This window comes from Bosea sp. 124 (genome assembly GCF_003046175.1).
Classification (GTDB): Bacteria; Pseudomonadota; Alphaproteobacteria; order Rhizobiales; family Beijerinckiaceae; genus Allobosea.
This window is the reverse complement of the sequence record NZ_PZZM01000001.1, coordinates 1,338,650-1,364,713: the sequence shown is the minus strand read 5'-3', so window position 1 is coordinate 1,364,713 and position 26,064 is coordinate 1,338,650. Positions and strand designations below refer to the sequence as shown.

Sequence of the window (26,064 nt, the reverse complement as noted above, 5' to 3'; positions counted from 1 at the left end):
CTTCCAACATGGGTAGAATCACAAAAATGCCGGCTATCGAGACGCTCAAGCTCAAAGGTCAGACCGCCTATTTTTCTTCGTCTGCCCACATGAAAAACGTAGCAGATGATAGCGTGGATTTTTTTATCACGAGCCCACCATACTGGAACCTCAAAAATTACGGATCGCCGGACGAGATCGGTCAAGGAAATTATGAATTCTATCTCGAAAAAATGAATGAGGTGTGGCAGGAGTGCTATAGAGTCGGAAAGAACAATAGCGTCCTCGTTATCAATGTAAATTCAAGACGTCATTTGAAGCAATTTTATCCTATAGCCTTTGATATCGTCAGATTAATGAAGGGCTGGAAGCTGCACGATAACGTGACATGGTATATTCCTAACGCTCTACCCCAGCCAAATGCTTATATCGAAAGGCTGCTCGATAATAAGTTCGAGTATGTCTTGGTTTTTACAAAGAACGGCAACACAGACTATAAATTCCACAAGCCGCGCGTCCCACAGAAATATATGTCAGCTGATCCGCGCGCGAATAAAAACTCGAAGGGTCGTTGCCTCGGCAACGTTTTAAGAATACCTGCTTATCGTCCGCCTAATATCAAGAAAATGAACTATCATGTTGCTGCTTTTCCTGAAGAGCTCGTTTCATTTTTTCTTGAATGCTACACGGATAAGAAGGATGTTGTTCTTGATCCATTTCTGGGTTCCGGAACAACATTGAAAGTTTCATCCGTTATGGGGCGAGTAGGGATAGGATACGAATTGAATCCAGAATTCAAACCATTGGTTCGCGCTCGCATTGAAGAGCTATGGGACGTTCCGGATTGGAAGCGACTCGACGTGCTCCATTCGGCAACCAACGACACCAAGCCCGTCGGTCCTCGCAAGGCACACTTTGCAAAGATTGCAAAAGGCGGGCCCGGATTATTTGAAGACGACTAGAATGAATTGCGGCAGATCAGCGCTCCGCTCCTGATAAGACCTCCAAATGCTGCTGCCAATGCCAAATAGATCATCAGAAAATTTTGATCAAAGCATCGCCTGCCTCAATTTCGCTCCCGTCTAAGTCGGCAGTCGTTTTGATGACGACGCTATCGATGCAACCGCGACGTTTTAAAAAAGGTTCAAATGAGATCATGTCTTGTTCAGATAGATAAATCCGAAAATTGCGTCTCAGTTGAGTAAGTGCGATTGCAGCAGACTTCCATATCGTTCTAAATTGACAGAACTCGTCGCTGCCAGTTAATACACCTTCAAGGCCACTCTTATTGGAATAGAATCCAACCCCGTCGATAAAGGCCATAAGAATCGGCCTTTGGGAGGAGTATTTGCTCTCTATCATTGCTCTCGCATGTTTTATTTCGAGATCGTCTTTTGATTCGCCGTATTGTCCGATATTGGCTGTATGAACAGTGGATTTAAATACCAAAATTGGCTTTAAAACTGATGGAACCACTAAGTCAAAAGAAACACCACTTATCTGCGCATCGGCGCAAAGTGGGTTTTCAGCTTTCATTTTTGGCTCAAACGGTATGTTGCAGTTAAACATTAGTGTCGCCAGCCTATACTCAGCCTCGTGACCGCTACGTTTGGCGCGTTCTTGCCTAATGTATCCAGGCCAAGTCGCTTGATTCAGCGATTCGATGGCGGATCCCAGCGCGTCGTCTGACTGGTCTGCAAATGAATGAAAAACCTTTCTCATGCGAGATGCAATATAACTCGATGCTGCTGGCCAAGCCCTTGAATTTGGAAGGGCGGAATATTTGCCTGGTATTTGAATGCCGTTCTTGTTGAGATCAGCGGAGGCTTTTAAATCCTGAAGTATTTTATTGCGTGTTAACCCACAAATTTGTAATACAAGCGACAGGATAGCGGCGTCATCGTAAATTGATGATTTCAGTATTATTCCAAATTTCTCCGGCTCACTCATCGAGGCGCGTGCAATTTTTACTAGTGAACTAGTTTCATGGTCGTTCAAAAATCGGCGCTCATCAAACTGAGCCTGGAATGCGTCAAGGGAGTGATCCCACACAAACGCTCTAAACTCGGCAATATTATCGAGAAGGTTTGTCATTTCATCGCCTCGGATTCGCAGGCGACGAAGATCCGGCATGACGGCGGGCGATGTCCACAGGAAATGTGGGATCACCGTGTTGTAAAATGCGGGTGCTTGCGAGTTTCACCGAAAGAAGGCGCTGCCGAGCGTCAACGACCTTCGGGAGCTGGTCGCAGTAGAAGCCCCTGGTTGCCGCGGTTAGCGAGCACGATCGCGCAGAGCCCAATGCAGAAGCATCGTAGGAAGCTCAGGGAGAGTCACTGGCTGGCTTCGTGGCGTTCGAAGCACCTGCCGCTGTCGCTCAGCGCCAACGCAGCCTGCGAGCGCCTGGTCGCTCTCAGCGCGCATCGCGGCTAACGGTATCGAGCAGCGAACAGACCCAAGGTGCGCCCATGACTGAACCCGCGAATTGCGCCATTTTCGATGCCGGCGATGTCCAGCTCGCATCGGGTCAGGTCTTCCGCTCGATGAAACTGGCTTACAAAACCTATGGCAGGCTCAATGCCGCCCGCGACAACGTCGTCGTCTATCCGACCTCGTTCAGCGCGCAGCATTTCGACACCGAGTGGCTGATTTCCCCAGACGGTGTGCTCGACCCCGATCGCTATTTCATCGTCATCCCGAACCTGTTCGGCAACGGGCTGTCCTCATCGCCATCGAACTCGCCCGATGCATGGGCGGACGGTCGCTATCCGCTCGTGAGCTACCACGACGCCGTCGCGGTGCAGCACCGGCTCCTGGTCGAGCAGCTCCATGTCGACGAGATCGCGCTCGTCTATGGCTGGTCGATGGGGGGCATGCAGGCTTACCATTGGGCCGCACTTCACCCCGACATGGTCCAGCGCGTCGCGGTCGTCTGCGGCAGCGCCAGATGCGCACCCTTCAATCACGTCTTCCTCGAGGGCGTGAAAGCCGCTCTCCACGCGGACCCTGCGTTCCAGAACGGCAGGTTCGTGTCGCAGCCCACGGTGGGCATGCGGGCCATGGGGCGGGTCTACGCCGGCTGGGCCTTGTCGTATGCGTTCTATCATGAAGAAGCCTGGAGGGGGCTGGGCTTCGAGTCGCTGGAGGATTTCCTCACGCGATCCTGGGATGGCGCATTCGCGAGACGAGCCGGCGACGATCTGCTTGCGCAGATCGCGACCTGGCAGAATGGCGATGTCAGCGCGTGCGCGCGTTTCGGTGGTGATCGGTCCAAGGCGCTGGCTGCCATCACCGCACGGGTGCTCCTGATGCCGGGTGCGACCGACAGCTATTTCCAGGCGAACGATAACGCCGATGAGCTTCCACTGCTGGTCAACGCCCGCTCCGCCGAGTTGTCACCCATCCCCTCGATCTACGGGCATCGCGCCGGCAATCCGATCCACATCCCCGCCGACCGCGCCTTCCTCCGTGTTAAGATCCAGGATCTACTTGCGATGTAACGCCTCTCGGTCGGACCGTGCGAGTCTGCGCTCCGGCTGGCTGATCGTCACCAGCGACCGTCCGCAGAGCGGTATCGGTTGGGTATCTCGACGGGAGTGAACCTCAACCTTATCGTCTGCTCTCATGCCGCCGAGACTGCGGCTGTTGCGGCGCGGGTGCATAGACGAACAGGCAGAGTCCCTGACGCGGTCCGCGCCCCGCCGATAGGGCAAGCACAGTCCTGCGCGCCGACGCTGTCAGAGAGAGCCCCTGCGAGATTCTCGTCGATCCGACGACCAAACTCGACGGCGATTCTCCAGCGGGGAAATTTCTGAGCATGACGCTGTATCGATGCAGCTATCCGATGATCAGATCATGTATCGCGAGCGCGGTCGCGGGCGCCTCAAAACAAGATCCAGCCACTGTCACAGCTCATTATGGGCAGGCGTAACGCCGATTCGACAATCGACCGCTGCGATGGCTGGTTGGACAATACGCCGAAGAAAAGCGCTCGAATCTCCCCAAAAAAAAATTTAAGGCTGTTTTGGTCAACTTAGGGGCAACCTACGGTAAACTTATTGGCACTTTTACAGGGTTTTCGGGCCATTGTGGTTGACCTGCAGACGCCGAGAAATAGCTATTTCTGGCTGTAGGGGGCGTGATGGTTTACCTCAAGTTGACCTAAATCGTGCCCGTGATTGACCCAGGTCAACCAGATCCAGCTTTCCGAGGTAGCCGCACCGATCCGCCGATCCCCATCGTGCTGTCCTATAGATCGGTGCCTTCCAATCAGGTTGCGCTAAAGCCGTCGCCGATTTTACGCTCCACCCTGGTTACCCACACGCGGGTCGATCATCACTGACCGGACGGTCGACGCCTTATTGCTTGTTCCTGCTCATCCAGCATCGCCGCAAGCGCCTGGAGCTCTTCGGGGTCGAGAAGATCGATGGCTTCGCTCTTCGCGTCACCGATGTGTCGGTATGGGTTTGCAGCTGGTGACGGAAGTTGATCGCAGCAAGCCGTGTCGATTGCTGAAACGCAACCCGCTCGCAACCCGCTATATGGGGCTGTCGTCAGGAGCCGTCGGACATCTCTTGGTGCGAACCGTCGTTCGCTTTGCGTCCCCCAAGAGGAGTAGCACGATGGAAGGTCAGGTCGACCGCACGCAAGCCGGGCCGAGAAGGTTCAGATCGCGACTGAGGGAATTGATTAGCGCTGCAAATGTCATCAAACCGAACGATCTCATCGTTGAGCGCGCGCTCAGCAGCACAAAGTGGTTTGATTACTGTTTCATGAGTCCGGCTACTGCGACTAAGTTGTTTGCCGACTGCTACGTCGATGCTTACCGCGCCGCCTGGGCGAGAAACTTCGATGTGGCGGAGAGCCGGAACCGTCGTGGCTTGTTCAAGACTCCGTCGTTCGCCAACCCGCGGCCAACGGCTAAGGAGCGGCGTGTTCTGACCGGGCTTTGGAAAGCCCGGCAGTTCGCTGACGAGTTGGGCGTGCCATACGACTTTTTCTGTCGCACTGCCTTTCGGTTCGTTCTTGACGCCGGCATGAAGCGTCTGCCGCAACCGAACCAGCTCTACAGTGCACGCTGGCGCGATCGGCTCGCGGAGGCGATCAGGCTGGCGTGGGACGAGCAGCGTGCCGCGAATACGATTTATCCCAGCCTAACTCAGTTTCGGCTTGAAGCTGACCGAGGTGCGTCTGCGCAGGCCAGGCACATCCGCTGGTGCGTGGATCTTCTGGGGCTCAAGCACGGGGCGCCCTACCAGATCGCGAAGCTTGTCTATCAGATGCGCGTTCTGCCCGAAGCGGAGGCCTTGGGTGCCTTCGGGGAGGAGCGCGTCGAGATGGCAAAGGCTGCGTCCTTGTCGTGCGAGCCTGCTGATATGCCCAGCCTGACCAGCTATGATTTCGTGCCAGCTTGTGCCTGCGTTCCGCACGCGTATGACGCCGGTTCTGCAGAATGCATCGGATGCCATTTCCGAGATCACTGCGGCGCTGCTCAGCAAGGGATGCTGGATCACGTTACAAAGAGGTTCGGATCGACTGACCCCGTCAGGCAGCGAGAGCGTGATGCTGGTCGGGAACGCGTTGCACGTTTCCGCGCGAAATCGAAATCCGAGCCGAGGAAGGCTGAGGCTTCGCATGTAACGTATTCCGAGGCCTCAGCCAAAGCCGGATGAAACAATGCCAAAAACAGATGTAACGCTTTCCTATATATTATATATACATATACTGTAGTGTATAATCTATGTTCGGAGAGCGTTACAATCCTGTCGTGGTCCCCTGTCCCGGTCCTCGGTCCACGAACTGGCTGTCAGGAATAATGATTGAAGAGAACAGGAGGGCGATTCCAACATCGTCCGGCGCATGCGGGCTCCGCCCGCTATCGCCGAGCGACTGATGCAATACCCCGCCTATTCTCACTGCCCCCGGACGGGTGGGGTCGCTGCTGTGGCCCAGTCGCGGCGCAGGAAGAATCCTTCCCGACGCCGAAGAGCCGGGATGGATCTTGATCTGAAGGAGTCTGCGATCCGTTGCGGGGGTCAGATGCAACCCTCGCTGGCGACCAGTTCCTTGATGCCCATGAAGAACGTCGACATACCTCCGACGACAAGCTGCCCCTTCTCGATCCAGAGCGTTGCGGAATAGGATCTCGGCGATCTGGGATCGGCGTTCCGGCGCAGTGACACGATGGGACCGCAGACCTTGCCCTGCTCACCCGCGGCTCTGGGAATGCGGACGGTCTCGATGTCGAGGCGGACGTCGTCAGCGTTCAGCAGCCAGTTCCTGGCATCGCGGTTGACGAGCGCCAGCACGTCCAGACGCGTGAACTCCTGGGCTTGGGCTGGACCGGCGAGGGGCTGTGTCAGGAGGGCGATGATGGCCAGAGCGGCCGGCTTTGCGAGGGTCATGACTGGCTCCGATGAACGAGCACTCGCATCTATCGGAACGGCTGGCGGTTGCTACGAGCGTGGCAGGAAAACAGGTGGGATCGGTCGATCTCCATGGTGCGCCGGTAAGCATCGTCAACGCGAGCCAGGTCTGCTTCTTGGCCAAGGTCGGGCGAATTGCCTATCGGGCGCGTGCTATAGGAGACGAGACACGATGAAGCTGCATCTGGTGAACACGGCCGTGCTGGGTTTACTTCGCCATCTCACCGGATCGAGATAGGCAAGGATAGCGCTCTGGGAGCCGGCAGATTGCCTGCATCCCCCAGGGCATAAACGTGTCGACCTAGGACTTCGCTTTCCGCAGCGGGCTACCCCAGTCGAGCGACAAGATCCCCAGCTCGGAGATGCGCGTAGCGGGCGAGCATGCGGAGTTCCTTGTGCCCGCTGATGGTCGACACTTCGACGACGTTGAGGCCCTTCTCGAAGAGGCGCGAAACGGCTTCGTGTCGCAGATCGTGGAAGTGCAAACCGTTGATGCCCGCGCGGGCACATAGATGCCCCCAGGCTTGGACGACCGCGGACTCGGTGGTGAGCAGCGGACGCCCTGCCGAAGGGCGCTCCTGGGCCTCCCAGAGTCGATACAGCACGTCTCGCGCACGGGTCGACAGCGGAACGTCGCGCGGCTCTCCGTTTTTCGTCATCGGCAAATGCACGATCCGAGTTTCGAAGTCGATGTGCTGCCAGTCGAGTGACAGCAACTCACCGCGTCGCATGCCTGTCTCGATGGCGAGCACGATCAGATCGCGCATGTGGACGTTTCTTCCGGAGTCTGCTGCGTCGAGCAGGCGCTGCTCTTCGTCGTCACGCAGACGACGGTTACGCCCTCGAGGCGGACTTGGACGGCGCACGAGCTTGCAAGGATTTCGGTGCAAATACACGTCCCAGTCGCGCATCGCGGTGTCGATGGCGTGGCTGATCGTGTTCAGTTCGCGGATCACGGTCGATGGTGAGACAGAGCGAAGGCGTTCGTCCCGGTAGGTCGCCAGATCCGATGTCGATAGCAGTGCTAGCGTCCGGTGACAGAGCGGACGACGCATCAGCGCCTTGATGCGCGAAATCTCGGTATGGGCGCTGCGCTTCCTGGGTGAGATCTCGGTCACGTAGCGCTGCAGGACCGAGCGCAGGGTCATAGATTCAGCGACACGCGTGTCTGGCAGCATGCCGGCACGATCAAGTTCGCTTTCAAGCGATCGAGCCCACTTCTCCGCATCGGCTTTCTGGTCGAAGCTTTTGGCGCGCGGCGCCATTCCGCGCCTGCGCACCTGCGCTTGCCATCTGTCTCTGAGCTTTCGGATGGTCGCCATTGCGGATCAGTCCCGTTTGTCCAACGACTACAGGACGCCGGTCGCTCGGTGCCAAGGAGGTTTCCGGAGGCGGCACAGGAAATCCCGGAGCGGATGTGGCGCGATTGTGCCGCGGCACGCTCGGCACATGGTCGGCGCGAGAACGTCTTCAGCAGGATCAAGGACTTACGAGCGCCGGTGAGCCGATCTCAACTGCCTTGCATAGGCAATGCTCTTCCGTCGCCCTTTCGATCCAGCCGGAATGGCGTCACTTCCGCTCACAACCGGCGAACGTCCATTGAAGCTCGGGACCTGGGGAGACTTGCAAGCTGCGACTGCTTAATGCGCGTGCCTCGGCGGCGCATGTGCTCCTGGAGCCCGCTGCTCACGCAACCAAGATTCGAATGTCAGGATATCCGCTGGTCCTGCGCCGTTCACCCGATGACCCTTACCTGAAGGAGCGAGATGGGCGAGGGCCGGCGGCAATGCCAAAGGCGAACTGCCAAAATACCAGGAACGCTCCTTTTCGAAAACAAGAGCCGGGCCAGACAGATCCTTGCGTATGAGTTCCGGATCGTTATGATACGAGGGCTTTAATCTCTTGAAGCCGCCTGCGCCATCTGGCGCATAGACCGCGTCTCGCCGCTGCGGATAAGCGCGTGCGTAATCCGTCCATTCGCATATCTGTCCAACCCGGCCCGCGTATACGATGAGCCCACGTTCGAACGGTCGCGGCATGAAACCCGCAACCCAATCCCCAGGCTTGGCCGATCGCCTAATGGAAGGCTTGCACGTCGCCAGGCTCAGCAGCTCATCATCAGCGCTGGGTGCCGTTCCATTGTCAGTCACAAGGATATAGCGGAAGAACCGGTTCATTCTACAATCGCCTCAATAATCGATTTGACCCAGAGGGAAGCTTCAGGAATACGTTTAATATCCGCCACGAATTCCTGGCCTCGACCTACAATGCGAAGCTTGTCTGTGTCAGTCCATCTATCTTCTTGAGAGTGATATGTTAGGCCGGCGTATCTCAGCCAGGGTGGAACCTTCCAGATTGATGTCATTGCACTGTCGGCAGTCAATTTGAGTGCGCTATTTGCATGCGATGCTTTCGCGCCCTTCCCCAAGTAAAGCGTGTTGTTGGCATTCCATTGTCCAATGGTGTGCGGGTGTTGGTATGGAGACAGGGCCGGTGATTGAGTCGGCGATGGATCGGGTCCAAGTCGTCGAATTTCCGTGACTTGTAGATATCCGTATATCCAGTGTTCTCTCGCCCCGCCAGGCCGTTGAAATAGGCCGAAAAAAAGAAATACGTCGCCTATGCCAATGCCGTTTTTTTCTAGATGAGACTGGGAAGCTCCCGTTTGGCCGAATGCACATTGATTCTCATAAAACAGTGGATCAGCGTGACACAAATCATTTCTATTGAATCTATTGTTGGTCTGATTTTCTATTATCAATCCAAGACCAATATTACCGTAAGTAGTTACGCTTCTTTGGCTCGTCGGAATTGGGATGCTGATCAATTTATTGTCTATTATTGGTGACGGTGCGCCACCAGAGCTGCTATCAAGGCCCTTCCGGCTAAAAATTAATTTCATCAAATAATTCCAATTGATAGTCGGCTAGTGTGCGACAACGTCCGATCTAGCGTGAATTCAGTAGCAATCAATTGTCCGCATCCCAGCTCCTCGCTCTTGTCAAATGACCACGGGGGCTGGTCAAGCGCTGGCAGTATAGGTTTGTTTCAAACGCTGTGTGCAGCCGGTGGGCTCGCGATGAGCGTCGACCCCTCAATCTACCGAACTCATGTTCTGCGAAGCGCTACCGGCCGATTCAGACTTGCTTTGCGATTTCGTCGCGGTCTGGTCGCCTAACGCTGCCAGCCAATCATGTGCTGAAGCAATCCGGATCCGCTGCAGCCGGTGCAGCACGTCGTGATCAAAGTGTTCGGGACGACAGCGAGAGCGTGCGTCGGCGCAGATGCGATCGAACAGCTGGGCGGTGACAAACGTGTCCGCACTCGCCCGATGAAGGCGACCAGGGGACGTGATGCCCATCTCGTCGATAAGGCCACCCAATCGATAACTTCTCCGGCCTGGAAATAGGCGACGAGCCAACAGCAGAGTGCAGAACGCGCGGACGGACTGCCCACCGCGGAACTCGCTTGCCTCGTATTCATAAAATCTACGATCGAAGCCCGCGTTGTGGCAAACGATCGGCGATGATCCGATGAAAGACGTCAATTGACGCATAGCGACGGCCGAGGTCGGTGCGCCGCTTAGCATCCCGGTGGTTATGCCGGTGATCTGCGTTATCTCAGCCGGCACGCGGACGCCTGGATCGACGAACGTAACGAACTCGTGGCCTGCTCGGCCATCCACCACTTCGCGAGCTGACACCTCAATCACCCGCGCGCCCATCGCGGGGCTGAGTCCGGTCGTCTCGAAATCGAGCACGACAAAGCGTCCGCTTGGAATGCTATTCAAGGTCGGAGTCTCCGTGCCTACGTCGTCGATTCGATAGCAAGGATATCATCCAGCGAGGATGGGCCGCGCTGAAATTTCTCGGACTGAATATCGTGGTCTCGTGTGGTGGGACATAACCAGCTCGAAGTGCGGCAGTATGCCGAGGCCCTCAATCAGATCGGGCGGTCAAATCACGCGTGGGCCCAAGCTGTGGTGAAGATGCTGCGAGCATGGCAACTGCGCTGTCGGGCTTCGAAACCAGCAGAAATCCTCGATTGACTGGCGAGGCCCGTTTGGGGCTTGCGGCAAGTCTGTGGCGAATGCGTCTTGTCAAAATTTCGCTGCGGACAGGGATTCTTGACAGGGTCATGGCTTACGACGCTAGGTGGGAGAAATGAGACAGGCTGATCGAATACGCCAGGCCGCTATGGAGAAGTATATTCTGCCCGCCCGCACGGCTGTCGGGCCAGTTCTAAGCACCGGTCGACGAGTCGAGCAACTCTCCTGGCTTGGTGCCCATCAATGAGCCGATCGGAGGATTTAGCCCGGCTTTACAGCCTGCTCGGCCGACTGGAGAGTGCTGGCGGGAAACGGACGCTGGAAAGCCTTGGAACAACGCGAGACTGGCCCCGCCGCGGGGTCTACTTCTTCTTTGAAGCTGGCGAAGAAAGATCCGAAAGTGGAACGGGACCCCGTTTGGTTCGGGTTGGGACCCATGCTCTGGGGGCTGGCGCCCGATCGACCCTGCGCCAGCGTTTGCGTCAGCATGGCGGCGGTTCGGCAGGAGGGGGCAATCACCGCGGTTCGATCTTCCGTCTTCTTGTTGGCGAGGCACTTTTGACCCGCGGTGCCTGTCCATCCTGTCTGTCCTGGGGGGTCAAAGGCGATTTCGGTAAGGACGCAGCTTCGGTCAACGCGAGCCGAACCGAGCTATCGGCTTCGGAAGCGCCCGTTGAATTCGCCGTTAGCGCGTATCTGAGGGCGATGCCTTTCCTCTGGCTTTCGATTGATGACGAACCCGGCCCAGGCAGCCTGCGGGGCGTAATCGAGCGCAATTCGATAGCGCTGCTCAGCAATTTCGATCGACCGCCACTGGACCCGCCGTCGGACATATGGCTCGGCAGACTGTCAAGCCGGAAGAAGGTGCACCAGTCCGGCCTGTGGAACCAGAACCATGTTGGCGAGGATTATGATCCTGCCTTTCTCGATGTCCTTGACGATGTGATTTCTCGCGCCTGATTGTCATCCATGACGCGAAGGATCTGCTCGGTGGGGCCGCTGTTTGTAGGAGCGGACCCGCCGTGCCGAACGCTCTGGAGTCGCTGGTTCCGTAGAGCCTACGCGAGAGCCTTGGCAATTAGGCGCGCGAGGCGCTCGGAAAACGATTTTGCATGCGAGGGGCGCTCGCCGTCGAGGATGCGAGCTTCGTCGAGCAGAAGGTGCGCTAAGTCGTCACGCATCGCATCGTCTTCCAACGCTGCGAGCCTGGCCACGAGACTATGATGCGGGTTGATTTCGAGGATCGGCTTGGCTGGGCTATCGAGTCGGCCAGCAGCTGAGAGCAGCTTCTCAAATTGCCTGTCAGGTCCCTTGTCGGGCGCGACGAGGCAGACCGCGCTGTCCGTTAGACGATCGGACGCACGAACATCGGCGACATCGGCAGCAAGTATTTGCTTGAGCGCTTCGACCAGCGCGTCGACCTGGGGCGAGGTCTCGGCGAAAGGCGGGGCGTCGCCGTTGACGAGCGGGATCAGCCCGAGATCGGCTGCGCCCTGGGTGATCGACTTGAATGGCTTGCCCTCGAAATCCGGCGCGCTCGACGCCCAGAAGCTATCGACATGATCGTTCAGCAACAGAACCTCAACCCCGCGTGCACGGAAGCCTTCAAGCTGCGGCGAGTCCGAAATCCGCGCCAGATCGTCACCGACGATGTAATAGATCGCGGTCTGGTTCTCCTTAAGAGCGCCAGCATAGTCTTTAAGGCTGCGAAGGCCTTCGCCCGAGGCGGTCGTTCTGAAACGCGCCAGCCCAAGCAACTGATCGCGTCGCTCGTAATCTTCGTAAAGGCCTTCCTTGACGACCGCGCCGAAGTTCTCCCAGATCGTCGCGAAGGTGTCTGGCTCGCTCTCGGCCAACTTTCCAAGATCCGACAGGATGCGGCTGGTTACGCCCTTTTTGATCGCAGCCAGCAGCGGACTCTCCTGGATCATCTCGCGCGAAACGTTCAATGGCAGATCGGACGTATCGACCAGGCCCCGCACGAATCTCAGATAGCGCGGGAGCAGCTCGGCCTCGTCCGTGATGAAGATGCGTTTCACGTAGAGCTTCACCCGGCCTTTGCGTTCGGCATCGAACAGGTCGAACGGCTTGCTGCCAGGGATGAACGCGAGCGTCGTGTATTCCTGGCGCCCTTCCGCACGGAAATGCACCGTCGCCGCTGGCTCGTCATACTGGGCAGCCAGACTGCGGTAGAAGTCGGTATATTCCGCAGGGGTAATCTCGCTCTTGGGCTTGGTCCAGAGCGCTGCGCCATCGGCAAGTGACGTCGGCTCCGCTCCGGGCTTCTCCACCAGTGTGATCGGCACCGGAACATGGCCCGACTGAGCCTTGACGATACGCTCCAGCGTCCAGCGCTCGGCATAGGTCTTCGCATCATCCAGTAACTTGAGCGTCACCCGCGTGCCGCGTGGGGGCGCATCTTCCAGCGCGACGGGAGAAACAGAAAACTCCCCCTTGCCGTCGGAGGTCCAACGCCAGGCCTCGTCGCTACCGGCACGGCGGCTCACGACGTCGACGTCGCCCGCGACCATGAAGGACGAATAGAAACCAACGCCGAACTGGCCGATGAGCTGAGCGCCCTCCTTGCCCTTTGCCGCCTCGATCTGCTCCATAAAGGCGCGCGTGCCAGAGCGCGCAATCGTGCCGAGAGCCTCGATCATCTCGTCGCGGCTCATGCCGATACCGTTGTCGCTGATCGAGAGAGTGCCTCCCTCCGGATCGGCCGCGATGGTGATGGCGAGCTTGCCCTCGTCCCCGATCAGCGCCGGCGTCGCGATAGCCTCATAGCGCAACTTCTCGCAGGCATCGGCGGCGTTGGAAATCAGCTCGCGCAGGAAGACGTCACGGTCTGAATAAACCGAATGCACCATCATGTGCAGGAGGCGTGAGACGTCGGCTTCGAAGCTGCGGTTCTCAGTGGTCGCGGTCGACATAGCGGTTCTCGAACCTCTTCATTGATGGCGCCGATTTGGACGCGTCAGATCAGGTTTTCAAGAGGCAAACGAGCGAGGCACTTTCATCCCATGACGGGCCTGTGGCGCGGGTGTGCCGAACCGAGCTGCGATGCGATCGCTCGCGCGATCGTTCTGAACAACCTATTGTGAATGTAGGGATATTTCGGAAACGCCTTCGGCGAAAACCCAGCTTCGGAGGGACCTGCTCCCTCAACCGTGTGCTTTCCGACGGCAACGCTCCTTTGACGGCGCAGCGTCATTCGCAAAGCAGCTCGGTCGCGACCAGCGAACCGATCGCAGGCAGGAAGCTGTCGTCCTCGGCGATCGCCTCGCCTTGCGTGAAGACGGTGAGCAGGAATTCCTGACCGCCCGGCAGGATGGCGCGCAGGGTATCGTGGCGGCGGAATGCAGCTCGCTCGTCGCCGAGCCAGCGTGTCCGCCCGGCCTTGGACCAGATCCGTGTTCCCTCGGGCAGCGCGTCGCCGAGATAGCCGAGCAACTGGTAGACGCCGCGACCCCGATAGGGGCTTTGTGGATCTCGCGCGAGGTGATCGCGGACGATCGCGCGTCGATCTAGCGTAAGCAGGGTGGTCTCGCCGAAAATCTCGCTCATCAACCGCGCCATGGCGATCGGAGTCAGGCAATTATGCCCGGCAGGCGAGAGATCTAGCGCCACCTTCTCGCGGCCATAACGAAGATCGTCCATCAGCTTCTGGTTGAGGTTGATGCCGACGAACTCTGGCCAATCCAGCGCGGCGAAGATCCGGTTGATCTCCTCGCGGCGCTCGCGCCAGCCGGCCATCGCCTCGTCGTCCAGCAGCGTGTCGCCGGTCGTGCCGGTCAGCAGGTCGATGATGTAGTTCGTCGCGGAGTTGGACGACCATAGGATCATGTCGCGCATGGCCCGGTCTAGTTCTCCGTGAGCGGCGAGGCGGCCATCCTCCAGCCGCAACTGGGAGGCGACGAGGTGGAACACCTTCACCAGCGAGCATGGATAACAGCGCCAGTCCGCCCGCAGCGCGGCCCCCTCGGGCCTGCCGCTGTCCTGCCCCGGCCGCGTCAGCACATACGCGAACTGCTCCGACGGGATGCCGCGGGCTGCATAGATCGGGGCGGCATGAGCCTCGATCAGCGTGCCGATTCGCTTCAGTTCGGAACTCTCGGTGAAGAAGCTCATGATCTCGTCTCGCATTGGGGCGGTTGAGAAGGGGAGGCGCCTCAGCCCTTGGGTCGGAGCGCGGTGTCGAGACCTTCGCCGATCAGGGCGAAGGTGACGCCGGTGAAGATGATGGCCAGGCCCGGACAGGTCGCGATCCACCAGGCGTCGAAGAGGAACTGCCGCCCGTCGGAGATCATCAGCCCCCATTCCGGCGTCGGCGGCTGAATGCCGAGGCCCAGGAACGACAGGGAGGTCACCGCGAGAATCGTTAGAACGATGTCGGCCATCGCGAAAACGATCGCGGGCGTCACGGCGTTGGGCAGGATATGCACTGCGACGATGCGTGTGTTGGTAGAGCCGAAACTGCGAGCGGCCTGCACGAATTCAAGCTCGCGCAGCACCAGCACCTCGCCGCGCGTGATCCGGGCAAACGAGATCCAGTTCACCAGCAGGAAGGCGAGATACAGATTGGACTCGCCGGGCCCAAGCACGCCGACGATGGCGATCACCAGCACATGGAAAGGAAAGGCCCAGAAAATGTCGGTGATGCGCATGATCACCGTGTCGACCCGCCCGCCGATAAAGCCCGACAGCGCGCCGATCGCGATGCCGAGGATGGCGGGCGCCATGACGCAGACCAGCGCGACCCGCAGATCGACCAGCCCACCCGCCATCACCCGCGAGGCGACGTCGCGGCCGAGATCGTCCGTGCCGAACCAATGCCTCGGTGAGGGCGGCTGCAGCGTATTGGCGTAGTCCACGAAGAACGGATCGTGCGGCGTCCAGACCTGCCCCAGCCCGACGAAGGCGCACAGCAGCAGGAGCATGGCGAGGCCGACGATGAGCGTCGGGTCGAGGCGGCGCGTGCCCATCGCTTCAATCCAGCCGGATGCGCGGGTCGGCCAGCGCATAGGCGATGTCCGTCGCGAGATTAATCAGCACGACCAGCACCGCGAACACGATCGTCAGCCCCTGGATCAGCGGGTAGTCGCGGGCAAAGATGGATTCGACGAACAGCGAACCGAGACCCGGCAGGGCGAAGACGGTCTCGATCACCACCGTTCCGCCTATCACCCAGCTGGTATGGGCGCCGAGCACCGAGATCGAGCTGATCAGCGCGTTCGGCAGCACATGGACCCGCATGGTCCGGCCCGTCGCATTGCCCTTGGCGCGGGCGGTGGTGACGTAGTCGGAGCCGAGCACGTTGAGTATGCCGCTGCGCAGGCTGCGTATGGTCAGAGATGCCGTCGCCAGTGCAATGACGAAGGCCGGCAGCGTGAGGTGGTGCAGGCGCGAGAGGATGCCGGTGCCATAGCCCGAGGTCGGGAACAATGGCACCCAGATCGCCAGGACGACGACCAGCACGAGCCCGAGCCAGAAGGACGGGATCGCGAGCAGGACCGTGAAAACAAGCTTGATCAGGACGTCCGCCGCCCGGTCGCGCTTGACGGCCGACAGCAACGCCAGCGGGATGGTCAGCGCCACGGCGATGATCGTGGAGTAGGCCACGAGCGACAGCGTCGCCGGCAGGCGCTCCAGCACCAGGGTTGTGACGGACTGGCCGTAAACGACCGAGCGGCCGAGGCTGCCCGACAGAATGTCTCCCAGGAAGAGCAGATATTGCCGCCAGAGCGGCAGGTCGAGACCAAGCCGCTGCTTCATCAGCGCGATCTCGTCGGGCCCGCCACGCGCGCCGAGCAGCAGCGTCGCCGGGTCCCCCGGCAGTGCCCGCAGCAGGAAGAAGCAGGCCAGTGTGATGCCGAAAAGCACCGGCACCAGCTGAACGAGCCGCTTGAGGATGTAAGAGAGCATGATCTTCAGCCGGGAAGCTGGGCGGCCGAAGCTGCCCAGACCCTCACTTCAGCTTGACGTCCTCCAGGCGGAAATTCGAGGTCGGCAGCACCTCGAAACCCTCGACGTTGCTGCGATAAGCGTAAGACGTGCCGGGATAGAACAGGAAGATCGATGGCGCTCCTTCATGCGCGAGCTTGACCATCTCCTTGAACATCGCGCCGCGCTCGGGTCCGTCATTGGTGGCGCGCTCCTTTTCGTAGAGCTCGTTGACCCGCTCGCTCTTCCATTCGGTATGGTAGGCATTGGCGCGCTCGGGATTGACGATCAGGAAGCCCGCCATTTGGTCGGGATCGATCGTGTCGCTCGAAGCGTAGGAAACCGCCATCTCGTAGTCGCCGGCCTTCGTGGTCGACCAGTGTGTGCCACCCTCGACGAGCCGAATCTCGGCAGTGACGCCGATCTGCGCGAGCGCACTCTGCAATGCCTGGCCGAGCTGGCGATGGAGCGGTCGGCCCGAATGCACCAGGAGCGAGGTCTTGAAGCCATCGGCGTAGCCGGCGTCCTTCAATAGGGCCTTGGCCTTGGCGATATCATGGGCATAGGGCTTCAAGTCCGGATCGGCATAGGCCATCGGCGGCATAGGCGAATTCGACACCTTGCCCGCGCCGTAGAGCAGCGCCTTGACCAGCCCCTCCTTGTCGATGGCGTAGTTCAGCGCCTGGCGGACGCGGACGTCGTCGAAGGGCTTCTTCTTGGTGTTGAGCAAGACGAAGTCGGTGCGGAGCACATTGGCGACGGCGGTCTTGATGGTGCCCGCCCGGCCGAGGCTCTGCATCTGGTTCAGGGGTATTTCGAGCGCGGCATCGATCTCGCCGGCCTGCAGCTTGAGCACGCGGCTGTTGCCTTCGGGAATGACCAGCAGCTCGGCACCATCGAGATCGGGCTTGCCGGCCTGCCAGTAGTTCGCATTCTTCCGGAGCGAGAGCCCCTGACCCTTGTTCCACGCCGCGACCGTGAAGGGTCCGGAGCCGATCGGCTTCTCGAAGAAGCTGCCCGACGACGCCTCAAACGCCTTCTGCGGCAGGATCGCCGAGGAGAACAGCGCGAGATTGTTGAGTAGCGGGGTGAAGACCTTCTTCAGCTTGAGAATGACGGTGCGGTCGTCGGGCGTCTCGATGGTGTCGATGCCGGCGAAGAACCGCTTCCAGTTCGAGCCGTCACTGCCGGCGCGCTTCAGCGAGAAGGCGACGTCGCCCGCGGTGACGGGCGTGCCGTCCGAGAACTTCGCCTCGCGCAGCTTGAAACTGTAGGTCAGGCCGTCGCTGCTGACCTGCCAGGTTTCCGCCAGGCCAGGTTCGAGCTTGGTCGCGTCCTTGCTCGGGCGCAGCAGCGTGTCGAAAACCAGGAGCTGCGCGAAGATCGAGGCATTGTCACTGGTCGCGATCGGGTCGAGCGAGACCAGATCCTGGGTCTGCGCGAGCTTCAGAATGCCCTTGGCGAAAGCGGGAGACGGCGCGACGGTCAGCGATGGAGCAAGAATCGCGAGGCTAAGCGCGGCGGCAGATACCATGGAGCGGAATGTGGTCATGCAGATCCCCTGATCTTGGCCGCTGTCCCGCGGCATGTTGCAACCTCACATGGTCGGGTCTAGTCTCGCCAATGAAACATTCGGTAAGCTCGTCAACCGAATGGAATAGGCGCGATGAAGCTCAACGCCCTGCATGTGATCAACGCATTCGTTAGGTTGGGTGGAACCGGTGAGGCGGCGCAGGGACTCGGCATCAGCCAGTCCGCCGTCATCAAGTCGCTGCATCAGACCGAGCAGGAACTTGATCTAAGCCTCGTCGCAACCGTCCAGGGGCGGCTAACACCAACGCCAGAGGCAATCGAGCTGACCCGATTGGCGCGGCCAGCCCTTGGCTCACTGCGCCGCGCGCTACACGAGGCGGACATGATCCGCGTCGGCATGGCGGACCGGCTGCGCATCGCGACCGTTCCGGGGCTCGCGCATAGCATCCTGCCGCCTGCGATCGCCAGCGCTCGGCTTGCCCTGGCTGACAGCGCGGCCGTTGAGGTGGTCTTCGATCATGTCCGCGATCATCTGGTCGCCGACGATGTCGATCTCGCCATCTCTTACGGTCCCATGGCGATCGACGGGCTGCTCGATGTCGAACTGCGCCGCAGCTCGCTCGTCTGCGTGCTGGGACAGGAGCATGCGCTTGCCAATCGCGAGGCACTCGCGCGCGCCGATCTCGATCGCCAGCGTTTGATTAGCTACGGGCCGGATGGTGTCAGCCGCTCGGACAGCTTCCAGGCCGCGCTCGCCCAAAGCGGTCTTGCCGACCGTATCGCGATCACGGTGCGCCACACCGACACCGCCTGCCATCTTGCGCGCGAGGGCGTGGGCATTGCCGTCGTCGACGGCTTCGTGATCAGCAGCGGACTGACAGAAGGCCTTGCCATCCGGCCGCTCGCGGCCAGCCCGCTTGTGACTGCGTATGCGCATCACCGCGATGGTGCACCGCTCGACCGCGCCGCGCGCATCCTGCTGGACCGTCTGGCCGAGGCGGCGGCATGAGTGGGCTGACGCCTTTCCATGCCGGCGTCCTGCGTGCGGTCGATTGCTTCGGCACCACCGTCGAGGCCGCCAGGCAACTGAACCTGACGCAATCGGCCGTCAGCAAGATCATCGCCCGCAGCGAGGCAGGTCTGGGAGTCGCTGTGTTCGAGCGCCGAGACGGCCGCCTGGTGCTGCGGCCGCAGGCACGCGCCCTGATGCGGGCTCTCGGCGCCGTAGAGGACGAATGGCGCGACCTGCGCCAAGCTGTCGGCGAACTCCGGTCTGGGCGCGCCCTGCCGCTGCGGATCGCCTCGACGCCGAGCATCGGCCAGGGTCTGATCGCGCAGGCGCTTCGACAACTCGTCACCGAGTATCCGCTGGCGCGAATCGAACTGATCATGGGCGACGCGCCGACCGAACTGTCACAGGGCACAGCTGATATCGGCGTAATGTTTTCGCCTCGCGTCACCGACGACATCGCCCTGACGCCTCTGGCACAGGCCTCGATTATCGCGCTGGTTCGCAATGACGATCCGCTCGCGCAGCGTTGCTCTGTCAGCCTCAACGATATCAAGAACCGGCGACTGATCTGCTTCGACCGGGAGAAGTCGCCGTTGGGCTGGCTGATCGCCCGCGCGCATGAAGACGTGGGGCTCGACTATGCGCCGTTCATGACCGTGCCCTACAGCATCTCGGCGGCGCATCTGATGGCGCAGAAAGGCGATGTGACCTTGATCGATAGCCTTCTGATCGAAGCGCAACGGTTCGACGGTCTGGCGCGGCTTTTGGTGACCCCGGAGATCCCGATCACGATCTGTCTGATGACAGTGCGCAGCCGGCCCTTGTCACGGCTCGCATCGCGCTTCGTCGAAATTCTGCTCAGATCTTAGCGAGCGTGGCTTGGTGCTGAAATCGAGTGGTTGTGGCGTGGTTGTGCCGAACCTAATTGTGATCGGGTTTAAGGTGCTTATCAGCCGCGTAAGCTTCTGTTTATGTAGGGGTTTTTCGGCAGCGCTTTCGGCGGAAACCCAGCTTCGGAGGGCAACGCTCTATCCAGCTGAGCTACGGGCGCAAACCGTGAAAGGTGGATAGCCGATCGCGGCTCGCTCGGCAATGCGGGATTTGCGACGAAGCGAGGGGCTGGGTCGGCGCAGCGGTCACACGTTCGGATCGTGTCAGGCGCGCCGCGGGTGTGGCGGGATGGGTGCTCGTGCAAATGCGACGGCGGTTCTAGCGGCAGTCTCCAGACTAAGGCCTAAGACCAATCAGCAACGGGCAGCCGGGCCGCAACCCTGCCAGACGAGATGGCGGCTCGGCAGCGTCGGCATCGATTGCGGCGCAGCCTCACGACCGACTTTCTCAAAGGCACGCCTCGCATATGGCCGCGATGTGCCGATGGTCCGTGCCACAGCAGCCGCCGAAGACGCGAAGGCTTGGCAGCTGGGAACGCAAGTCCCGATACTGCCGGCCTAGCTCGGTCGGATCGCCGATGTCGAGTTCGGTCGATGCATCGAGCTCTGCATGGCTTTTCCGGGACGCGTTGGCCCTGATTCCGAGGATGCGGTCGAGCCAGGGTTCGCCGGAGGCAATTGCCTCCCGGAAATGATCCGGGTGGGCGCAGTTGATCATGTAGTAGGCTGGCGTCTTGCCCGTTGCCGCATCGGTATCCTCGATCGCGGCCTTCAAGTCCTGCCCAGACGGCAGTCGCCCGTCCGTCTCGACTGTGAAGGAGACTGCGACGGGCACGCCGCTGGCGCGCGCAGCGAGCGCGATGCCCACCGCCTCCTCCACATATGTCATGGTGATCGCGCTCACCATGTCAGCGCCCCCGTCGCGAAGCGCCTCTATCTGTGGACGATGGTAGCGTGCGGCCTCGTCCTCGGTCATGGTCGCGCCAACAACGTAGCCGTCTCCCCTCGGACCGACCACGCCGTTCAGGACAATCGGGATCGACGGATCGTCGACTTCGTCCCGTAGCCGTGCGGCAAAAGCGACTGCCCGGCGATTGGCCTCGAGCACATCACCAAGGCCGAAGCCCAGCTTCTCTGCCCAATCAGGATTGGCTCGCCACGTGGGAGTGTCGAGGATGAAGCCGACATCCCGGTTCCTCGCCTCGGCCAGATAAGGTCCGAAGTAGCGAGCCAGCGCCTCTCGTCCGGCCTCGGTCAGGACCAGCGGGAACGCCGCAAAGGAAGGCAGATCGATACCTTCCAGAAAGACGAGCGTGGTTTCAAGTCCGCCATCAGCCAGGAAGTTGCCGCCTTGAAGATGCGGTAAGGGAGGAAGGCGATCCGGCATGGCAGCCTCCTGCTTCGTCGCTTCGTCCAACCCCATTGATCGCTGGTTTCGGCACCTCGTCAAGGCCGAACTGCGCAGTCGCGGCGTGCCGATTCTGCCGGCTTTTGCGGCCTAAAGCTTTCCTCTCGCGCGCCGATCAGCTCGCATTGACTGGACCTGAGATGAGCACGTGCTGGCCCTGGATCTCTACACGCTCAATGCGGTATTTTGCGAAGGAGCAAGGTTCAGAGTGGCAGCTGCCACACGTTCGGATCACCGGCTGACTCGGCGATGTCGTGAGTTGGGTTTCGCGAGGAATGCGACGACGCTGCCTGTGAGCGCCTCAGCGCGTAGGAGGCAATGGTCGCATTACGGCTGTTGCCTTATCGCGACTTCCTGGACGCAAAATCTCTGGACAACGATCTCCACGGCCCAGCGGAACGCGAACGCCTCGCGAAATGGTTCCGCTCCACAATCAGTTTTTTCGTGAACGCGATTCGGCCGCGCGTCGTTAAGAACCGCCCCGTCATTCCGCCGGCGCGGGGAGGGCGGCGGGCGTCGCGGCGCGCCGGCCGAACAGTCGTGACGCTGCGTCGCCGAGCTTGTCCAGATAGAGAAACAGCACCGGCGTGATGTAGAGCGTCAGCACCTGGCTGATCAGCAACCCGCCGACCACGGCGATGCCGAGCGGCTGACGCAGTTCCGCGCTGGCGCCAGCGCCAAGGGCGATCGGCAGCGTGCCCATCAGTGCCGCCAGCGTCGTCATCAGGATCGGCCGGAATCGCATCACGCAGGCGCGGTGGATCGCATCCTGCGCAGTGGCGCCCTCGCGCTGCAGCACGAGCGCGACGTCGATCATCATGATCGCGTTCTTCTTGACGATGCCGATCAGCATCAGCAGCCCGATCATCGCGATGACCGACAGGTCGAGGTTGAAGAGCCTGAGTGCGCCCAGAGCCCCGATCGCGGCCGAGGGAAGGCCGGTCAGGATCGTCAGCGGGTGGATGAAGCTCTCATACAGGATGCCGAGCACGATATAGATCGTCAGGATCGCTCCCGCGATCAGGATGCCCTGGTTGCCGAGCGAATCCTGGAAGGTCTTGGCCGTGCCGGCCAGCGTCGTCGACAGCGCGGTCGGGAAGCCGAGCGAACTCTTGATCGCATCGATGCGCGCGACGCTGTCGCCGAGCGCGACACCGGCCGGCAGGTTGTAGGAGACCGTCACGGCCGGTATCTGGCCGAGCTGGTTGACCGTGAGCTGCCCGACCGTGCGCTCGACGCGCGCGAAGGAGCCCAGCGGCACCAATTGTCCGTTGCCCGCGCGGATGCGGATCTGGTCGAGCTTGTCCGGGGACCAACCATGGCGCGGATCGAACTCGACGATGACCTCGTAGCTGTCGCCGGCCGTGTAGATCGTCGAGACCTGGCGCACGCCGAAGCCGGAGTAGAGCGTCGAGCGCAGCGTGTCGGCCCCGATCCGCAGCTGGTTCGCCTTGTCGCGGTCGACCACCAGCGTCGCCTCGGAGGCGCTGTTCTGCAGGTCGGTCGTCACGTCGATGAAACGGGCGCGGTCCTGGCCCATCGCGTCGGCGAGCTTCACGGCCCACTCGTTCATCAACCCCTGGTCCAGCCCCTGCACGACGAGCTGGTATTGGCTCTTGGAGGAACGCGCGCCGATGTTGAGGTTCTGCACCGGCGTCATGAAGGCCGTGATGCCGGCGACCTGGGCGAGTTCGCGGCGCAGATCGGAGAGCACCTTGGCAAGAGGCGGCCGCTCGTCCTTGGGCTTGAGTTCGACGAAGAGCCGTCCCGCATTGAGTGCCGCGGAAGCCGGGCCGCTGCCGCCGACGCTTTGCACGACATGCGCGACAGAGGGCGACTGGCGAAAGATCTCGGCGACCTTGGATTGAAGCTCCTTCATCGCGCCGAAGGAGATATCCTGGCGCGCTTCCGTCGAGACCTGGAGCTGGCCGATATCCTCCTGTGGAAAGAAGCCCTTCGGCGCGCTCTGCACGAGCCAGACCGATCCCGCCATGGTGGCGAAGAAGCATGCCAGCATCAGCGGCTTCACCTGAAGGCACCAGCCAAGTGTCCGGTCATAGCCGGAGACCAGCGCCGAAAACCCGCGCTCCAGCGCGCGGCCGAGGGCGTTTTCGCGGTGATGCTTGCCATAGCCCGAGAGCAGGCGGGCGCAGAGCATCGGCGTCAGCGTCAGCGAAACGAAGGCCGAGGCCAGGATCGAGACCGTCACGACGATCGCGAATTCGTTGAAGATGCGGCCGATCACGCCACCCATCAGCAGCACGGGAATGAACACGGCGACGAGCGAGAGCGAGATCGAAACGATCGTGAAGCCGATCTCGGAGGAGCCTTTCAGGGCGGCGTCGAAAGCCGAAAGCCCGTCTTCTTCCATGTGCCGCACGATATTCTCGAGCATCACGATGGCGTCGTCGACGACGAGGCCGACCGAAAGCGTCAGGCCCAGCAGCGAGATGTTGTCGATCGCGAAGCCGAAGGCATACATCGCCGCCAGCGTCGCCACGATCGAGATCGGCACGGCGATCGCCGGGATGAAGGTCGCGGCGAGCCGGCGCAGGAAGACGAAGATCACCATCACGACCAGTACGATGGTCAGCGCCAGCGTGAACTGAACGTCCTCGACGGCGGCGCGGATGGAGGTCGAACGGTCGTTCAGGAACGAGATCGAGGCCGCTGCCGGCATCTGCCCGGCGAAGGTCGGGAGCATCGCCTTGACGCGATCGACCACCTCGACGGTGTTGGCATCGGGCTGGCGCTGGACGGCAAGCACGATCGCGGGCGTGCCGTCATAGGCACTCGACGTCTGCACGTTCTCGACGGAATCGATCACCCTCGCGACATCGCCGAGCCGCACCGGCTTGCCGTTGCGGGTGGCGATGATGACGTTCGCGAACTGGCTGGCGTTGGCGAGCTGCGTGCGCGCCTGGATCGTCAGTTGCTGCGCGGTGTTCTGCAGCGTGCCGACCGGCGTATTGGCGTTGCTCGCCGTGATCGCGGCCTGGAGTTCGTCGACGCCGATGCCGCGCGAGGCGAGCGCCACCGGGTCGATCTGGATGCGCACCGCATATTTCTGGCTGCCGAAGATCAGCACCTGCGCCACGCCGTCGACGGTCGACAGCGCCGGCGAGATGACCTGCTGGGCGAAGGCATCGAGCTGCGAGAGCGGGATGACGTCGCTCTTCAGCGCCATCAGGATGATCGGCGCATCGGCAGGATTGACCTTCCGATAGCTCGGCGCGGTGGTCATCTCCTGCGGCAATTGGCGTTGCGCGCGCGCGATCGCGGCCTGCACATCCGCTGCGGCGGCGTCGATGTTGCGGGTCAGCACAAACTGGATCGCGATCGAGGTCGCGCCTTGCGAGTTTGTCGTCGAGATGCTGTCGATGCCCGCGATCGTCGCGAACTGCTTGATCAACGGCGTGGCGACGGAGGTCGCCATCGTGTCGGGCGAGGCGCCGGGCAATTGCGCCGAGACGTTCACCACGGGGAATTCCGCGCGCGGCAAGGCCGCCACGGGCAGGACGCGATAGGCGAAGCTCCCGGCGAGCACGAGCGCGACCGACATCAGGATCGTCGCGACGGGATGGCGGATGCAGAAGGCCGAGACGTTCATGGCGCGCTTCTTTCGGCGACGGCTGCGGCGCCGGGCGCGGCAGTGGGCATCTGCGGATCGCGCTCGCGGAATTTCGCGCCGTCCTTCAGCCGCAGCTGCCCATCGATGACCACGCGTTCGCCGGGCTTCACGCCCTCGCTCAGCGCGGTGCGTCCGCCATCGGCCAGCGCGATCTTCACCGACCGGAGCGAGACTGTGCCGTCGCCTTTGGCGACATAGACGTAAGGGCCCTTCTGGCCGGGCTGCACCGCGACGGTGGCGACCAGCGGGACATCCCGCAGCACATCGACATCGACCTCCACCTCGACATACTGCCCCGGCCAGAGCGAGAGATCGTCATTGGCGAAGGCGGCCTTGGCGCTGATCGTGCCGGATGTCATGTCGATGCTGGAGTCGACGAAATTCAGCACGCCCTTGGCGGCCTTCCGGTCGGTATCGGGAATGCGCGCGAGCACGGGGACCGGCGCGCCGCGGGCGAGCGCGGCTTGCAGCGCCGGCAAGTCACGCTCGGGCAGTGTGAAGCTGACCCGCAGCGGCTTCATCTGGGTCAATGTGACGAGCGCCGTGCCGGACGCATTGGCGGAGACGAGGTTCCCGGGCGTGACTTGCACGGCCCCGGCGCGCCCGTCGATTGGCGCGACGATGCGCGTGTAGCCCAGTTTCAGCCGGTCCGCCTCGAGCGTCGCCTTGTCGGACTGGATCGTGGCCGCGCTCGAGCGCTCGTCGGCCGTGGCCTGGTCGAGCTGTTGCTGCGTGCCGGCATTGCGGGCGATCAACTGCTGGTAGCGGGAGAGATCGCTCTCGCTGCGCGTATGGAGCGCCTCGTCGCGCGCGACCGCCGCCTCGTCCTTGGCGATCTGGGCCTTGATGTCGCGATCGTCGAGCGTGAAGAGCAGGTCGCCCTTCTTGACGAACTGGCCGTCCGTGACGTGCTGCTCGAGGATCTGGCTGTCGATGCGCGACCGGATCACGACGCTCGCCGGCGTTTCGACGAAGCCGATGGCGCGCTTCACGACGGGCATGTCGGCCTCCTCGGCCGCCGCCGTGACCACGGCCACGGGAAAGCCGTCGGCGCCGCGAGCCTGACGCGGTGCTGAGGACTCGGTCGCTCCGCGCGAACTGCTGAACCAGATGCCGCCCGCGGCTGCCGCGGCGACGAAGGGGATGAGCAGGAGTCGAGAGGTCTTCATGGGCTTCGAGGTCTTCATGGGCTTCG

Annotated in this window: 20 protein-coding genes and 1 pseudogene; 7 read left to right on the top strand and 14 right to left on the bottom strand. The window is 61.1% G+C overall.

The features are described from left to right. Positions 1-26: 26 nt before the first annotated feature. The gene (locus C8D03_RS06455; protein WP_181300722.1) at positions 27-941 is read left to right on the top strand and encodes a DNA-methyltransferase; all 915 of its coding nucleotides are present in this window, start codon (positions 27-29) and stop codon (positions 939-941) included. 73 nt (positions 942-1,014) lie between these two features. On the opposite strand, the gene C8D03_RS26055 is transcribed toward C8D03_RS06455, so the two are convergent. After that, on the bottom strand, positions 1,015-2,112 hold the full coding sequence (locus C8D03_RS26055) for a hypothetical protein (protein ID WP_146170103.1): 1,098 nt from the start codon (positions 2,110-2,112) through the stop codon (positions 1,015-1,017). Between the two features lie 335 nt (positions 2,113-2,447). On the opposite strand from C8D03_RS26055, the gene C8D03_RS06450 reads away from it, so the two are divergent. Together C8D03_RS06450 and C8D03_RS06445 are read left to right on the top strand one after the other, a co-directional pair. Further along, positions 2,448-3,479, top strand: coding sequence for an alpha/beta fold hydrolase (locus C8D03_RS06450; RefSeq protein WP_108045526.1), 1,032 nt, complete (start codon positions 2,448-2,450; stop codon positions 3,477-3,479). Between the two features lie 1,122 nt (positions 3,480-4,601). Beyond that, the gene (locus tag C8D03_RS06445) at positions 4,602-5,651 is read left to right on the top strand and encodes a hypothetical protein (RefSeq protein WP_108045525.1); all 1,050 of its coding nucleotides are present in this window, start codon (positions 4,602-4,604) and stop codon (positions 5,649-5,651) included. 363 nt (positions 5,652-6,014) lie between these two features. On the opposite strand, the gene C8D03_RS06440 is transcribed toward C8D03_RS06445, so the two are convergent. The 5 genes from C8D03_RS06440 to C8D03_RS06430 form a co-directional block, all read right to left on the bottom strand. Next, positions 6,015-6,383 (bottom strand): hypothetical protein, encoded by a 369-nt coding sequence (locus tag C8D03_RS06440; protein ID WP_108045524.1) that lies wholly within the window; start codon positions 6,381-6,383, stop codon positions 6,015-6,017. A 347-nt stretch (positions 6,384-6,730) separates the two neighbouring features. Next, the gene (locus tag C8D03_RS06435) at positions 6,731-7,669 is read right to left on the bottom strand and encodes a site-specific integrase (RefSeq protein WP_348981691.1); all 939 of its coding nucleotides are present in this window, start codon (positions 7,667-7,669) and stop codon (positions 6,731-6,733) included. A 375-nt stretch (positions 7,670-8,044) separates the two neighbouring features. Then, positions 8,045-8,581, bottom strand: coding sequence for an Nmad2 family putative nucleotide modification protein (locus C8D03_RS27120; protein WP_181300720.1), 537 nt, complete (start codon positions 8,579-8,581; stop codon positions 8,045-8,047). Beyond that, positions 8,578-9,306: an Nmad3 family putative nucleotide modification protein gene (locus C8D03_RS26050; RefSeq protein WP_146170102.1), complete on the bottom strand. Its 729-nt coding sequence runs from the start codon at positions 9,304-9,306 to the stop codon at positions 8,578-8,580. Before C8D03_RS26050 ends, C8D03_RS27120 begins: the two co-directional genes overlap by 4 nt. 192 nt (positions 9,307-9,498) lie before the next feature. Then, the gene (locus C8D03_RS06430; protein ID WP_146170101.1) at positions 9,499-10,194 is read right to left on the bottom strand and encodes a 3'-5' exonuclease; all 696 of its coding nucleotides are present in this window, start codon (positions 10,192-10,194) and stop codon (positions 9,499-9,501) included. A gap of 501 nt (positions 10,195-10,695) precedes the next feature. Here C8D03_RS06430 and C8D03_RS06425 point away from each other — a divergent pair. Further along, the gene (locus C8D03_RS06425; RefSeq protein WP_108045521.1) at positions 10,696-11,412 is read left to right on the top strand and encodes a GIY-YIG domain-containing protein; all 717 of its coding nucleotides are present in this window, start codon (positions 10,696-10,698) and stop codon (positions 11,410-11,412) included. Positions 11,413-11,510: 98 nt separating this feature from the next. Here C8D03_RS06425 and htpG read toward each other — a convergent pair whose 3' ends face one another. From htpG to C8D03_RS06400, 5 genes are all read right to left on the bottom strand, one after another. Next, a complete protein-coding gene (htpG, locus tag C8D03_RS06420; protein WP_108045520.1) occupies positions 11,511-13,385 on the bottom strand; it encodes a molecular chaperone HtpG in 1,875 nt (624 codons plus the stop codon). Between the two features lie 277 nt (positions 13,386-13,662). Then, positions 13,663-14,583, bottom strand: coding sequence for a serine hydrolase (locus tag C8D03_RS06415; protein WP_146170100.1), 921 nt, complete (start codon positions 14,581-14,583; stop codon positions 13,663-13,665). A gap of 41 nt (positions 14,584-14,624) precedes the next feature. Then, positions 14,625-15,437 carry an ABC transporter permease gene (locus tag C8D03_RS06410; protein ID WP_108051283.1) on the bottom strand — a complete coding sequence of 271 codons (813 nt, stop codon included), beginning with the start codon at positions 15,435-15,437 and terminating at the stop codon, positions 14,625-14,627. Positions 15,438-15,441: 4 nt separating this feature from the next. Next, complete coding sequence (locus C8D03_RS06405; protein WP_108045518.1) at positions 15,442-16,377, bottom strand: ABC transporter permease; 936 nt, start codon at positions 16,375-16,377, stop codon at positions 15,442-15,444. 43 nt (positions 16,378-16,420) lie between these two features. Further along, positions 16,421-17,947, bottom strand: coding sequence for an ABC transporter substrate-binding protein (locus C8D03_RS06400; RefSeq protein ID WP_181300718.1), 1,527 nt, complete (start codon positions 17,945-17,947; stop codon positions 16,421-16,423). A gap of 114 nt (positions 17,948-18,061) precedes the next feature. Here C8D03_RS06400 and C8D03_RS06395 point away from each other — a divergent pair, with 114 nt between their 5' ends. The 3 genes and pseudogenes from C8D03_RS06395 (at position 18,062) to C8D03_RS06390 (ending at position 19,809) form a co-directional block, all read left to right on the top strand. After that, positions 18,062-18,937, top strand: coding sequence for a LysR family transcriptional regulator (locus C8D03_RS06395; RefSeq protein ID WP_108045516.1), 876 nt, complete (start codon positions 18,062-18,064; stop codon positions 18,935-18,937). Continuing rightward, positions 18,934-19,101, top strand: a pseudogene (locus tag C8D03_RS27115) (helix-turn-helix domain-containing protein); the annotation flags it as partial. The gene C8D03_RS06395 and the pseudogene C8D03_RS27115, both read left to right, overlap by 4 nt. 6 nt (positions 19,102-19,107) lie before the next feature. Continuing rightward, entirely contained in the window at positions 19,108-19,809 is a 702-nt protein-coding gene (locus C8D03_RS06390; protein ID WP_248308373.1) for a LysR substrate-binding domain-containing protein, read from the top strand. Between the two features lie 469 nt (positions 19,810-20,278). Here the strand turns inward: C8D03_RS06390 and C8D03_RS06385 are convergent, their stop codons facing one another. The 3 genes from C8D03_RS06385 to C8D03_RS06375 form a co-directional block, all read right to left on the bottom strand. Continuing rightward, on the bottom strand, positions 20,279-21,217 hold the full coding sequence (locus C8D03_RS06385) for a homocysteine S-methyltransferase family protein (RefSeq protein WP_108051281.1): 939 nt from the start codon (positions 21,215-21,217) through the stop codon (positions 20,279-20,281). A gap of 505 nt (positions 21,218-21,722) precedes the next feature. Then, positions 21,723-24,848 (bottom strand): efflux RND transporter permease subunit, encoded by a 3,126-nt coding sequence (locus C8D03_RS06380; protein ID WP_108045514.1) that lies wholly within the window; start codon positions 24,846-24,848, stop codon positions 21,723-21,725. Next, positions 24,845-26,038 (bottom strand): efflux RND transporter periplasmic adaptor subunit, encoded by a 1,194-nt coding sequence (locus C8D03_RS06375; RefSeq protein WP_181300716.1) that lies wholly within the window; start codon positions 26,036-26,038, stop codon positions 24,845-24,847. Before C8D03_RS06375 ends, C8D03_RS06380 begins: the two co-directional genes overlap by 4 nt. Positions 26,039-26,064 lie beyond the last annotated feature (26 nt).